Origin of the sequence: Mycobacterium attenuatum, from assembly GCF_900566085.1 — a bacterium.
Lineage (GTDB): Bacteria > Actinomycetota > Actinomycetes > Mycobacteriales > Mycobacteriaceae > Mycobacterium > Mycobacterium attenuatum.
In genome coordinates, this window is sequence record NZ_UPHT01000094.1 from 1 (window position 1) to 13,543 (window position 13,543).

General features: G+C 63.6%; 9 protein-coding genes and 3 pseudogenes. 4 read left to right on the plus strand and 8 right to left on the minus strand.

Annotated elements, in window-relative coordinates; translation table 11 throughout:
• Positions 1-176: pseudogene (locus EET13_RS31555) on the plus strand (IS1634 family transposase); the annotation flags it as partial.
• Positions 177-524: 348 nt separating this feature from the next.
• Here the strand turns inward: EET13_RS31555 and EET13_RS15890 are convergent.
• From EET13_RS15890 to EET13_RS32835, 8 genes and pseudogenes are all read right to left on the minus strand, one after another.
• A complete protein-coding gene (locus EET13_RS15890; RefSeq protein WP_122443196.1) occupies positions 525-1,517 on the minus strand; it encodes a hypothetical protein in 993 nt (330 codons plus the stop codon).
• A 688-nt stretch (positions 1,518-2,205) separates the two neighbouring features.
• A pseudogene (locus tag EET13_RS32830) lies at positions 2,206-2,310 on the minus strand (hypothetical protein); the annotation flags it as partial.
• Positions 2,311-2,489: 179 nt separating this feature from the next.
• The gene (locus tag EET13_RS15900) at positions 2,490-4,646 is read right to left on the minus strand and encodes a DUF5631 domain-containing protein (RefSeq protein ID WP_122443197.1); all 2,157 of its coding nucleotides are present in this window, start codon (positions 4,644-4,646) and stop codon (positions 2,490-2,492) included.
• Complete coding sequence (locus tag EET13_RS30405; RefSeq protein WP_023364650.1) at positions 4,636-5,175, minus strand: hypothetical protein; 540 nt, start codon at positions 5,173-5,175, stop codon at positions 4,636-4,638. Before EET13_RS30405 ends, EET13_RS15900 begins: the two co-directional genes overlap by 11 nt.
• Positions 5,172-7,298 (minus strand): DUF5632 domain-containing protein, encoded by a 2,127-nt coding sequence (locus tag EET13_RS30410; protein ID WP_168991288.1) that lies wholly within the window; start codon positions 7,296-7,298, stop codon positions 5,172-5,174. The genes EET13_RS30405 and EET13_RS30410 overlap by 4 nt, the downstream gene beginning before the upstream one ends.
• Positions 7,288-7,818 (minus strand): hypothetical protein, encoded by a 531-nt coding sequence (locus tag EET13_RS15925; RefSeq protein WP_122443198.1) that lies wholly within the window; start codon positions 7,816-7,818, stop codon positions 7,288-7,290. Before EET13_RS15925 ends, EET13_RS30410 begins: the two co-directional genes overlap by 11 nt.
• A gap of 185 nt (positions 7,819-8,003) precedes the next feature.
• Positions 8,004-8,255 (minus strand): annotated as a pseudogene (locus EET13_RS31560) (DUF5631 domain-containing protein); the annotation flags it as partial.
• A gap of 22 nt (positions 8,256-8,277) precedes the next feature.
• Entirely contained in the window at positions 8,278-8,805 is a 528-nt protein-coding gene (locus tag EET13_RS32835) for a hypothetical protein (protein WP_122443199.1), read from the minus strand.
• Positions 8,806-9,133: 328 nt separating this feature from the next.
• Here EET13_RS32835 and EET13_RS15940 point away from each other — a divergent pair, with 328 nt between their 5' ends.
• The 3 genes from EET13_RS15940 (at position 9,134) to EET13_RS31565 (ending at position 13,208) form a co-directional block, all read left to right on the plus strand.
• A complete protein-coding gene (locus tag EET13_RS15940) occupies positions 9,134-11,464 on the plus strand; it encodes a putative alpha/beta hydrolase (protein WP_122443200.1) in 2,331 nt (776 codons plus the stop codon).
• Complete coding sequence (locus EET13_RS15945; RefSeq protein ID WP_244603937.1) at positions 11,464-12,300, plus strand: hypothetical protein; 837 nt, start codon at positions 11,464-11,466, stop codon at positions 12,298-12,300. Before EET13_RS15940 ends, EET13_RS15945 begins: the two co-directional genes overlap by 1 nt.
• Positions 12,301-12,488: 188 nt before the next feature.
• Positions 12,489-13,208, plus strand: a complete 720-nt coding sequence (locus EET13_RS31565) for a hypothetical protein (protein WP_244603938.1) — start codon at positions 12,489-12,491, stop codon at positions 13,206-13,208.
• Positions 13,209-13,543 lie beyond the last annotated feature (335 nt).

Below are 13,543 nucleotides of genomic sequence, written 5' to 3' on the forward strand. Positions count from 1 at the left end.
TCGCGCACTGCATTCAGGAACGCAGTGGGCTGGCCATCGCCAACATCATCAAGCAACTGCGACCGCTGCGCTCAGCGACCATCACCATCAACGGCGCCAGTCAGACCTTCCCACCCGAAATCCCTGAGCCCCAGCGGACAATCCTCGCCCACCTCGGCATCAAAGTGGCTTACTAAGCCAAATGTCCTAACTCAGGCGTGGACCGACTTTGATGATCCGGCGTTGTATTACTACCTCCTCGACCTTGAAGAGGGCTGGTCGGGTCCGGTTTGCGTTGAGCCGCAGGATGATCTAGACACCATCCACTGGCGAGGTGATCAAACCGAAGGCCTCCCCGACCGTGTGTCAGACATTCCCAACGAGTATCGGCATACGCCGCCGCCGATACCTGCCCCGGAAACACCGCGCAATGAAGCCTCGCCGGCAGCCAATGAACCCCGGCGTTACGCAAATCCGCTGTAGGCGTGTCGACAACGGCGCTGTCGGCGCTCTACTCCAAACTGGCCCGACCCGGTGTCTGAGACCTAAACGGTGGTGCTGAGCGCTTCCAATGCGCCGAGTGTGTCGGCGGCGGCTCTCTGTACCGCCTTAAGCTGGCTGCCGACACCCGGCCCGTCGCCACGAATTTCGGCAACCACCGCCGCCGCCATTGCACGGCGTTCGGCTCGCGCGTACGCCTGTTCAATGGCGACCGTCGTGCTCACCTGCGCCACAACGCTATCCAGATCTATAAGTAGCGCGTCGAGATCGCGCATCTCCCTGCCGGTGTTGGTTTTCGCGCGGCGGGCCCGCCATAGCGCAACCAGGCGCTGATAGACGGGCTCACGGGCCGCACGCACACCGTCACCCAGCGGGCCATAACTGAGTTGCTCGCCCGGCTGTCGATCCAGCAGATAGCGCACCGCGATCATCAGCTCACCAGCGGCGCGAAAATCAGTCGGCACCTCTCCGCGTAATCGCCGTGCGACGTCTGCGCGGATCACCTCGATCGGCGCGCTCGGATCAACATCCTCTGCCACCAGCGTGCCGTGCGCCGAGACGCGGATCGCCTCGGCAACCGCTCGGTGCACTGCGTTGCGTCGTGCCGCGACAACCGTTGTATCGCCGCGTATTTCGGCGATGACCGCGGCCGCCATCGCCTGCTGCTCGGCCAATACGTAGGTCCGCTCAACCTCTGCTGCGGCGATGGCCGCCAACAACACATTCAGTACGTCACGTAGCAGTGCCCGCACGTCACGTTGACCAGCGAGCCACTGCTCCCGTCGTGCTTCGAGCACCTCACGGCGGGCATGCCACAGCCGCGTCAGGTGTCCATACAGCTCGGCGCGGGCCGTCTTCAGGGCCTCGTACAGCACGCCTTGCGCGATAGTCGCCGGCCGCGGCTCGATGTCGAGCTGAATAACGGCGTGTAGCAACTCGAATGCCGCGCGCTCGTCCGCGAACACTTCGCCGCCGCGCAACTGGCGTTCGATCTCTGAACAAATCACATCGAACGCCGACAGCGGACCTTCAGTCACCGTCTGTCTTCTCGTCGGACCCGGTGCGTCCGGGGTCCTTATAGTCGGGCAGCAGGATCCGTCGCGTAGATCGGGTGACGACGGGCGGTTTGTCGTCACTTGTCTTCACTGGAACACTCGGCGGCGCCGTTAGGCGGCCCTTGACCGGTTGACCATTGGGCACGCCCGGGGCTGTTACTCGCTTTTCCACCGGCTTGTCCTTACTGCCCCCTTGGCCGCCTGCGCCCATCGCGCCCGGCGGCATCATTGGCATCCCGGTTGCGCCCATCGGCGTCGACGTAGGCGGCGCGCCACCGGGAGGTGTCGCTGCAACCGACTTTGCCGCTGAGCCAGCAGGAGTCGTCGGCGGCGACGACGTCGGCACGGGTGGTGGTCCCAGGTAGCCGGTGGGCGTAGTGCCGCCACCGCCGCCGCCCGAGCCGAGTTCGCCGCCAGCTCCGCCTCCTCCGCCGCCAAGACCCGATCCGCCTTCGAGGCTGTCCACCAGCCGTGCCCCGTCTGCTGCCTCCAGACCTTCAGCACCGTGGGCTTGCTGGAAAGCGCTCATCAGCGGCTGGATTGCGCCCTGTCCGGCTTGCATGGCCTGTTGCGGAAGTTGGGTGAGCGGGCCCAAGATGCCGCCGACTGCGCCCCCGAGGGCGCCCGTAATGCCGGACACTGCCTGTTGGATCATTTGGGTAGCCTGCTGGGCACCGCCCTGAGCGCCCACACCCTGGAACTGCTGGGCCGCGTCGGCCTCATTGGCCGGAAACTTGCGTGCGGCGTCGGCGGCGTGCCCCCGGCGATCGGCATCGTCGGCCGCGATGTCGGTGTTGGTCGTTCCGAGATCGGCGTTGGTGGACAGGCCAAATCCCGTCACCCCAACGTCCATATACCCTGTCCCACCAGCATGCACCGGACCGGGAGCCAACGGCGTCGGCGCCGGTGCATCGGCGGCCCCCCCATAAATGCCGGGATATGCCTTGAATCCGGTCATGTGCATCTCCTCGTTGACGTGGTGGCTAGTGCCCAGGCGAGGTGATAGTTCGCCCCCGTTTGGTCTCCATCAATCAGAGCACCAATCGCCGCTAAAAGCATCCAGTCGACCACCGAAGCTATGTCGTGGTCGGGGTATGCGGTCAGTACTGATTGGCGGATTTCTGTGGTCTTGTCGCGTAGTAGTTCGGCTTCGTTGTCGGGGACGCCGTATTTGCGGACGGCGGCGATAGCGACGGCTTGGGCGACGCGGGGTAGTCCGTCTTGGCGGCGGACGTAGTCGATCAGGGTTGGCCCGAGTTCGTCGATGGTGGGTGCGGTGCGTGCGGTGCGGTCGCCGCTGAGCGCGGGGGCGTCGGGTCCGGCTTCGCTGATGTAGGCATGGGGGTGATGTACGGCTGCGACCGTGACGGCGCCGAGCAGATCTTCAACCGTGGCGTCGCGGCGTCGGGTGGCCGGTTCAAGCAGGGTCAGGTGAGCAGGGAGCCGAACATGCGGGGGGATCCAACCGCCTGCGAGGTCGGTGACCAGCAGGGTGGTTCGCGCGTCGTCGCGTAGCCCGGCGGCCCAGGAGAGGGCCGGTTCTTGGCGGGCTACCGCATCGACGATGCGCCGCAGGCGTTGCTGTTCTGCTGTTCGCCGCCCGGTGTCGCCAGCGGCGGCGCCCGCGGCTGCGGCTACCGTGGCGCCGGTTAGTGGTGCGGAGGCGCTGGTTGCTTGGTTCTGGGCAGCGGCTGGGCTGGTGGACTTGGCTACCGGTGATACCAGTGAGCTGCCGGCCGAGGGTGATGATGAGGCGGAGGCCGCCACGGCCGCACCCGAGACGGGCCCGGTCGGCGTCGGTGGTGCAACCGGTGGGGTGACGACGGGTGGGCGCAAGTCGGCGCCGTATGCGGGCAAGGGGCCGGCTGGCGTGGCACTGACCGGTGCGACGGGTGCGGGGGTTTGGCCGCTGGTCATCATCGGTGCAACTGAGGTCATGGTGGTATCGGCCGGGGCTGATAGCACCGGGGCCGGGCTGGCAGCCGCCGCGCCTGCGTCGGGAACATGCGGCACAACCGGTGTGCTGGCCGGGATTGTGGGACTGCCCGCCACGGGTGAGGTAGTAGGCGGTGTTGCCGGTGAAAGTGGTTGGGTGGCCGCATGCAGCGCACCCTCCGACAGGGACTGGGTACCCGCGGCCGCCGGCGCGCCAGTCATCATGCCGGTCGTAAACGACTGGCTCAACGACTGCGGTGACAGCGGTGCGGTTGCGGCCGCCGGTGATGCTGGCGCTGAAACGCCTGGCACCGACGGGCCAGCAACAGCGGGGACACCCGGAGGCGGCGAGGGGGTGACCGTCGTTGGTAGCGTTGGTGCCCCTCGAGGATTGCCGACCGCCGCCGGTGTTTGTGGTATTGGCGGTACGCCGCCGTTAAGTGGCCACTCGTCAGTCAACCCCCGAGGATTGGCCACAACGGTAGCTTGCTGCGGGTCGGTTGATACTGTGGCGTTCGGCAACGGCTCGCTGCTCGACCCTCGAGGATCACCTAAAGCTGACGCTGTTGACGGTGCCGTCAATGGCGACTTCAAGTCTTCAGCGGTGATTGGCCGCGATGGTGGGGGGCCGTCGAGATTCACGCCGTGCTCGCGCAGCCATGTGCGGGCATCACCACCGATGGTTACGTCAAGCACCCGCTGGGTCGCATCGACAAGGTTGGACATCGCAATTCCTGCCGCGTTGGCCGCGGTTGCATTCTTGGTCGCGATGACCGCATTCACTGCGCCAACTTTTGATTCTGTTGACCCCTGACCGGAAATGATCTGGTCAATCTCCTCGTTGCCCGACTTCGCAATTTCTGTCAGTCGATCACGCAAATGATTCACCGCGTCCGCGACACGATCACTCTGCTCACTTTTAACCTGGCACTGGTGAGCAATCGTGGTGAGACGTTGCTCGCCACGCCAATACCGATCCAACAAATCCTCAGCAGTTCGACCCTGATTGACTCCCAACTGCGTCCGCCTGTCGTGCAGATCGCTGGCCTCGTTGCGTTTGATCGCCCCTGCATTGCTCCAATAGGTGACCGCAGATGTCACCGCATCCGGTCGTCCGCACCACCACGGACCTACCAATACGGCCGACCACTTGCCCGGCGGAAGGTCAGCCGGCACCGCACAAGGCCTTCATTTTCGCGTCTTTAGCATTGACATCGTCAATTGCTGCTTGAAGCGCCGGATCGTCGCGATTCAAGAAGCTACCCATTGCGTTGGTACTACTGTAGGCCTCGGCCAACATGAGCGCCGCGGTGCGATCGCCGGGAGCGAGCGCAGGGGCGGCATTCACCGCCTGTACGAGCATCACCGCCCCGTTAGCTAAGGCAGTGGCTGCAAGCGCTGGATTGTTGCCATGGGTGTCAATTTGAACTGCACGTGCCGCCATTTTGTACATCTCGCACAACTTCTGATGGGCGCCCGCGACTTCAGCCGCGGTGTATGTCGGCGATGCTGTCGTGGCCGGTGCTGCGGCTGGGCTGCTGGATGTCGGGCGCGTCAAAGCCACGATCAAGGCTGCAGCGCTCAGCACTATGGCCACGATGCCGATGCCCGCCAAGGCTGCCAGCGGCCAGCTGCGTGAGCGTGGTGCGAGCTGAACGGGATACGGCGGTGTCCACTGAGGTGCGGGCGGCTGGTTAGTCGTCACCTCAGTAAGGTTATTCGCGCTGTCGCGCTTGCGCACTCCACTGCGTATCGGCAGCGTCCGGTGTCGATGATCGCTGCGCCCATAGCGGTGACATTGTGGTCGGGGTATGCGGTCAGTACTGATTGGCGGATTTCTGTGGTCTTGTCGCGTAGTAGTTCGGCTTCGTTGTCGGGGACGCCGTATTTGCGGACGGCGGCGATAGCGACGGCTTGGGCGACGCGGGGTAGTCCGTCTTGGCGGCGGACGTAGTCGATCAGGGTTGGCCCGAGTTCGTCGATGGTGGGTGCGGTGCGTGCGGTGCGGTCGCCGCTGAGCGCGGGGGCGTCGGGTCCGGCTTCGCTGATGTAGGCATGGGGGTGATGTACGGCTGCGACCGTGACGGCGCCGAGCAGATCTTCAACCGTGGCGTCGCGGCGTCGGGTGGCCGGTTCAAGCAGGGTCAGGTGAGCAGGGAGCCGAACATGCGGGGGGATCCAACCGCCTGCGAGGTCGGTGACCAGCAGGGTGGTTCGCGCGTCGTCGCGTAGCCCGGCGGCCCAGGAGAGGGCCGGTTCTTGGCGGGCTACCGCATCGACGATGCGCCGCAGGCGTTGCTGTTCTGCTGTTCGCCGCCCGGTGTCGCCAGCGGCGGCGCCCGCGGCTGCGGCTACCGTGGCGCCGGTTAGTGGTGCGGAGGCGCTGGTTGCTTGGTTCTGGGCAGCGGCTGGGCTGGTGGACTTGGCTACCGGTGATACCAGTGAGCTGCCGGCCGAGGGTGATGATGAGGCGGAGGCCGCCACGGCCGCACCCGAGACGGGCCCGGTCGGCGTCGGTGGTGCAACCGGTGGGGTGACGACGGGTGGGCGCAAGTCGGCGCCGTATGCGGGCAAGGGGCCGGCTGGCGTGGCACTGACCGGTGCGACGGGTGCGGGGGTTTGGCCGCTGGTCATCATCGGTGCAACTGAGGTCATGGTGGTATCGGCCGGGGCTGATAGCACCGGGGCCGGGCTGGCAGCCGCCGCTGCTGCGTCGGGAATATGCGGCACAACCGGTGTGCTGGCCGGGATTGTCGGGGTGCCCGCCATAGGTGGGGCAGTAGTCGGTGTTGCTGGTGAGAGTGGGTTGGTGGCCGCGTGCATCGCGCCCTCCGATAAGGATTGGGTGCCGGCGGCCGCCGGCGCGCCGGTCATCATGCCGGTCGTAAACGATTGGCTCAACGACTGCGGTGACAGCAGGGCGGTTGCGGCCGCCGGTGATGCTGGCGCCGAAACGCCTGGCACCGACGGACTACCGATAGCGGGGGCACCGGGCAGCGGCGTGGGGAAGACGTTAGACATCGCCGGAGCGCCAGCCTCCGGCCGATCACCGCCGAAGGCCAGCATTGTTTGCGGCATAGGCGTTCGGTCTTGCAGCAGCGGCAACTGTTCCGGCGTCGGCCGATCATGGCCGAACGCTGGGGTTGGCGGCGGCATGGCTTCTCCTTGGGCAGGCATGTCGGGTGCGGGCCGATCACCGCCGAATGCGGACGTCTCTGAAGACTTCGAAGCAAGCGAATTTTTCAAATCTTCAACGCTCAGCGGCCGAGTCGGCCGGGGACCGTCAAGGTTCACGTCGTGGTCGCGCAGCCATTCGCGTGCGTCCTGACCCGTGGTTGCGCTGAGCACCTTTTGCATCGCATCGACGATGTGCGACGTCGCAATATCACCAGCACATGAAGCTCTCGCGTTTGACTGCTCGATAACTCGGTTTACCGCTGCAACTTTGGCTTCGATAGACCCCTTGTCAGAAAGGATCCGTTCGATCTCGTCATTGCCTGACCGGGCGATTTCACTTAGCTGATCGCGCAAGTGGTTCACCGCATCCGCGACAAGATCACTCTGGGCGCTCTTAACCTCGCATTGGCTCGCAATCGTGGTCAAACGCTGCTCGCCACGCCAATACCGACCCAACAAATCCTCAGCAGTTCGCCCCTGATTGACCCCTAACTGTGATCGAGCGTTGTGCAGGTCGCTCGCCTCGTTGCGCTTGAATTGCCCGGCCTGGCGCCAATATGCAACTCCGAGCGCCGGCGCATCCGGCCGCGCACACCACCACGGACCCACCAACAACGCCGACCACCGGCCCGGCGGCAGGTCAACCACCACCGCACAAGGCTTTCATGCGTGCGTCCTTGGCATTGACCTCGTTGACCACCGCCTGCCATTCGGGGTCGTCGCGACGTAACGAGCTAGCTTTGGCATTGGCACTCGTGTATGCCTCGGCAAGTGTCAGCGCGGCGACGCGGTCGGTGGATGCGAGCGCCGGAGTGCCGTTCACCACTTGCTCAAGCATCACCGCTCCGTTGATTGTTGAAATGCCTGCGAGCGCCGAGTCACCACTATGTGTATCTATCTGGACTGAACGCGCCGCCAACTTGTACACGTCGCATAATTTTTCGTGCGCGGCGGCGACTTCAGCGGGGATGTAGGTCGGTGCGGCAGAGGTTGCCGGGCCTGCGGTTGTTCCGCTCGTCGTGGGGCGAGTCAAAGCCACGATCAAAGCTGCGGCGCCGAGTAAGACGGCAACGCCCGACAGCGCTACTGCTGGCCAGGTGCGAGAGCGTGCTGGGGGATGGGCAGGGTATGGCGGTGTCCACTGCTCCGCAGGCGGGTGGTTGGTCGTCACCCTAAGAAGGTTATTCCTGCTGCTGCCTGCGCGCACTCCAGTGCCTATTGGGCTGCGGCGACGTCAATGGCAAGCTTCCCTGATGGGCGATGCGGCCAATTGCTCCCGGCGACCGTTCTGAGAGCATCCCGTGAATAGCGACAAGCATGCCTTAGAACAGAACCCGCGTGCGGCCCCCTGCGATCGTTGACCGCATCCGCGACGCGGTCGCTTTGTTCACTTTCACTTGGCACTGATGGGCGATAGTTGCACGCTGCTCGCCGCGCCAATAGCACTCCAGCAAATCGTCGGCAGTTTGCCCCTTTAACGCTAACTATGATCATGTGTTGTAGATCGCTTGGCTGTCAGCGCTTGACTTTCCCCGCCTGGAGCCAGTACTACACCCCGGCCGCGGGCGCGTAAGGGCGCACCGGCCACCACGCACCAACCAGCAACATCGACCACTTGCCGGGTCGCAGATCAGCCGCCCCCGCACACGGCCTTCAACCGCGCGTCCTTGGTATTGACGTCATCGAGGACTGCCTGTGACTGGGGATCGTCGCGTTGCGAAAAGCTGCCAATTGCATTGGTGTTGGTGTAGGCCTCTGCCAACGCAAGCGCGGCGGCGCGATCGGTAGGTGCAAGAGCCGGAACGGCATTGACCGCTTGTTGCAGCATTACCGCGCCGTTAACGAGTGCAGCGACTCCGAGTGCCTGGTTGTCGCCATTGGTTTGTATTTGCACTGCACGCGCCGCCAGCTTGCACACCTCACACAACTTCTGGTGCGCGGCGGCGACTTCAGCGGCTGTGGAGGTCGGCGGGGCGGACGTTGCCGGGCGTGCCGTTGTTCCGCTCGTAGTAGGGCGAGTGAATGCCACGATCAAGGCCGCCGCGCCCAGCACAATGGCGATGGCCAAGCCCACAGTGTGCCAAACGCGCGAGCCTGTCCCGGGCTGTCTGGGATGGGTTGGCGTCCATTGACCAGTCGTGGGCGGGAAGGTCGTCACTTAAGTGAGGTTATTCCTGCTGCTGCCTGCGCGCACTCCAGCGCCTACCGGATCGCGGCGACATCGAGGACAGCCACGGCCGCCGAAACATCGCCCCCCGTTGGGCGAGACGGCCAATCCTCCATACGTCGGTTCTCAGGCGTGAATGGCGACAACCCGTGCAGTAGGGCAGAATTCGCGCGTGGCTTCTTTGTGGTTCATGCCCGATGCGATGTGCACCGCAGGTAGCCCGGTAGCTTCTGAAGGGTCGCTACCGTGCTCGGCGCCACACGGTGGACGCGACTACGTTTCTCACCGAAATGGATAACCCAAAACCACGGAGGGTGCGGTGCAGCTTCGCTACATAAGCGTCCCGCTGCTGATCGCTGAAGCCGGTGGTGATCCATGGGCGATCAATCAGAGCCTCCAGGCCGGGCGTCCGGCGCAGATTTCGGGTCTTGCGGAGGCGTTTCATGCGGCAGGTCGGTGCACCGCCGAGGCTGACGCTGCCTTCGATCTGGCGCGGCGCCGCTTCGAGGCAGCCTGGAATCGGGAGAACGGCGAGCATCCGATCAATGATTCAGCTGAGGTGCAGCGCGTCACCCAGTCGCTGGGCGCCCAGTCCTTGCAATTACCCAAGATCGGGGTGGACCTGGAAAACATCGCGGCCGCCTTGGCCGAGGCACAACGATCCGCAAGCGGGCAGATCGCAAGACTAGAGGGTCAGCTGCAGCAACTCGATGACGAAATCGGCCAGGCGGTGACGCTCGAGAGAAACCCTCAGCTCACCGCAGAGGACAGGGCGACACTGGATGCTTTCATTCACACGTGCGAACAGGACGCGATTGACGACACCCAGACTGGCCTGGCTGAGCTGCATTCGATTCGCGACGGGTATTCAAACTCCCTGAGAACCGCGGAGAAAAATCTGGCTGTCGACGGCTACGACCCTTCTCGAATTTGGGGCGTCGACAACCACGAACCCGAGACGCCAGACCAAGCTGAACAAGACGTCCATGATGCGCTCGCTGGTGACCAAGGTGCGGCTGGGCGGGTCAATGCTGTATTGGGTTCCATTACCCCCGATCAGTTGGCCGGGAAAGTTCCGTTGACTGCCGAGCAGGCCTCAGTGTTGAGTCAGTTGCAAGCTCAAGAACACGGCATGTCTGTCGACGCGCTCACGACCGCGGAGCAACGCCTGGGCGCGCAAAGGGGCATGATCGCCAATTCCTGGCAGCTGATGAGCAATCCGAATATCAGCTTCCCGAAGACTCAGTTAACCGTTGGCGCCAAGCAGGGTTCCGACACGGTTAAAGGCGGCGTCACGCAATTGCCTGAAAGCGTCCAGCAAGCGTTGAACTCGCCGGGAGTGCTATTCACGCATCAAATGAACGACATCGCCGGTATCGTCAAGGACGGGGACAAGCGCTTTCAGACGAATACCGAGTTGGATCGCGCAATGATCCACAAGGCATCGGTGATGATGGATACGCCGATCTGGCATATCGACCCTGCCAGCCGCGGCCAAAACGTCGAACGCGATCCCGCTTTGGATCCCACGGTGTCCAATGTCCTCTCGGCGGTCTCGCCGGATCACCAGGTGGTGCATGACACCATCACCGGAGCCGACCACGACAAGTTCCTGCAAAACATCACCCACCATTACTGGAAAGACAACGGCCAAGGTGTTGGATCCCTGTTTTCGTGGACTGGAGATCCGGCGGTGGTCCAGGGGCCGGAGGAAAGGATCGCCGCCGAAACCGCCCACGTCTACAGTTCGTACATCGGCACAGACCAGGAGTTGCTGCATCTTCCGGGAAACCACACCCTTGGCCAGGTGAACCCGAATTTGGTCCGCGATATGGCTCATGGGCTGGGGCCCTATGTCAACAATATCGCCGGCACATCGGGGGGATTACCGGGATTCGGTGATCCGCTGGACGGCCACACGATGTCGGGTGCGCTGCCGGTGGCCAAGGGTGTCTTCTCGGTGCTGAGCAGCGATAAGGAGGCCGCCCAGTACTTTAACGGCCAGGCCTACGCGCAGGCTGTGCTTCACGAGGCTGCCTTTGCCAACGATCCCACCCATTCGGGTTACGACCAGCATTTGTATGATGCCGCAACTTTGCGAGCGTTGGTCGACGTCGGCACACACAATGCGTTTCAAGCCAACGAGGACAATGGGTATCACCAGGGCGTCTCGGAATATCAGTCCAAGAAATCGGCGTATGAAACGGGCCTGCAAGGTCTCACCACAGCAGGTGGCTTTATCCCCGGGGTCGGCCGCATCGCCGGTCCTACGATCGGCATCCTGGGCCACAACCTGGAAAACGCCGTCCTCGGTCCGACCCCGACTGCGCCGACCGAAAATCCGATACAACCCATGTCTTTGGGTATGGCCGACCAAGAGATCCTCAACGCCATGCTCGGAACAGGACACACAGTCGCCGGACTGCCGCCCGGTTACATCGTCTATGACCACGACCACCCCAATGGTCGAATCGCGACGCCGGAAGAACTGGATGTTACGGCCGGTCAATACAACAGCGTGATTGGTCCCGCTTTGTCGCAGTCGCTGGAACCCAGGCCGCCCAGCGAGCGCCTCTCCCCGGATGTGGGGTTGGTCAGCCGCTACGACGATATTGTTGGTGTTCCGCACCCCGATCAGGGCAGGAAGTGATGCGAATCCGTCCCGAGTTGCGAACAATCGCAGCGTTGTTGACAGTTGGTGTGCTGTTGGTCGGCGGATGCGGTTCGGGTGGGCGCTCGGCTCAAGGTTCGACCAGTACGTCTGCGGCGCCGCCGGCGGGCTGGCCTGCGGCGCTGGACAATTTCACCATGGTGTGGACGGCTGAACCCGGTATCGACGTGACCGCGTGGCCTGCGGTGGTGGTGCGCGCCTACACCGAGTCGTACACGCTGGCCTCCGCTACACGCGATGACAAGTATCTGTATCCGGGATTTCGGCAGTCGGTTGATCCCAACAAGTCCATCCATGATCCGATCGGCACACAGTTTTTGTGGCCACGGACCGACGGTCGGCCGGACCCGCCGTGGTTGGGCACGCAGCAGGACCATATCTTGTCTGTGACAACCTCTGGTCGTGACGTCACAGTCATTGTCTGCGAATACATGTTCGGCGCTGCCGAACAATCTGACCAAGGATGGGTCCGCCCGCATGTTGCAGGGCCGTCCCCGTATACAGGTATCGCGGCGATGCGGATCACCATGACCGCTCCTGCCAAGCCGGGGCCGCCGCTGCCCGCCCAGCAGGGGCCGGCGCGCGCGCCGTCGGTCGATGTTTTCGTCGGTTGGAGGATCACCAGCCACCAGGGCGGGTATTTCGCCCGATCTGGAATCGGGTCGGAGTGGCCGGATGTTGTCGAAAACGAAGATACCTGTGTCGCGAAGGCACCCCCCCACCGCGACTTGGTACCCGGGCAGGAATATGTCCGGTCGTTCTTCCCGACCCTGCCGGCGTCTCCTGGCTGGCCCTCGCCAAGCGCGAACGCATGAGAAAGGCAAGCGCCGCAGCGTTATTGGTAGCGGCGTCAATCATCCTGACCGTGTGCTTGGCACCCGTCGGGTGTGGGTCGAATGTCGGCGAGAAGGCTTCGGGCACAACGTCGTCGAGTGCTAAGTCCTCCGCATCATTTGCCCCGCCCCCGCCGTCGATCAACGCGCCGACCTTGACGTCGGGACCGGTGACTGCGCTGCAACCGGGCTCGCCAATTATGGTTGGCGACGAAGCCGCCACCGTCGTGTGCAAAGCCGGTTTTTATATCGACTACCCCGACGCGAGCCATGGCGGGCAACGGCTGCCCGGCTTCATTACCGCCGCGCAATGCGCGAAAGGTGCTGCGGATGCACCGGTGTCGGTGATGCAGGCAGGCGCCAGTGGTCAAGCACCGAGCCGAATCAAGGTCGGACACATTACCTACGTCGCCGCTGGCGGCGTACAACCAGCCGTCGCCGACGAGCCTTGGACGATCCCGACTTCGCCCCTCGCGGTATTCAGTTCCGGTCAGTCAGACTGGGCGATTCCTGTGGACGTCAAGATCAACGACCAGATGCCGACAGGCGCAACCGTTCAAGCGACACAGCCAGTTGAACAGCGCAAGGCGCCTGCGAAGTGGAGCAACGTCGACGGAGTCGTCGTAACGGGGCATGTGCTCGACCCGGCTTCCACGCCAGAACTGAAGAACCTGCCCGCTGGCGTGGCTCGCGTCGTGGTGGCTGCAGACGACGCCGCCAAGCCCATCGAGCAGTGGGTGTTCGGCTCTCCGGTCACAGTTGACCTCGGTGGCGCTGTCTACAACCTTGGCGTGATCACCGCTGTAGATGAGACAAGGCGCTGGATCGTGGTCGACCTCATCAATCCGCTTCTCGTCCAACAAGATGCGCGCCTGATCACGACTGTGTAATCGCCTGATGGTTCCGGTTCTCCATCCATGGGTCAGTTCTCCGCTGACAGCGCAGTCGCACCGTGAAAACGGCTATGGCTCTGTTTAATTCAGGGCTTGTTGGCGAATTGATGGGTGTGCCGCTGTGGAGCAGCCTGCGCCAGCAGCCCGACCGCGGAAGCCGTACACGCCCGCAGCAGCAATTTCGGCGGCGAACCGGTGAGTTGTCACCCGAGTTGGGTCATTTGGCTTAGTGCCTTGAGTTTCCGGTCTGCAGGGCGTCGAGAATCACCGTGACCTCGGGTTCTATGGCGGGTGGGTATGTGGCGATGACGCCGTTGATGTCGATGGTCGCC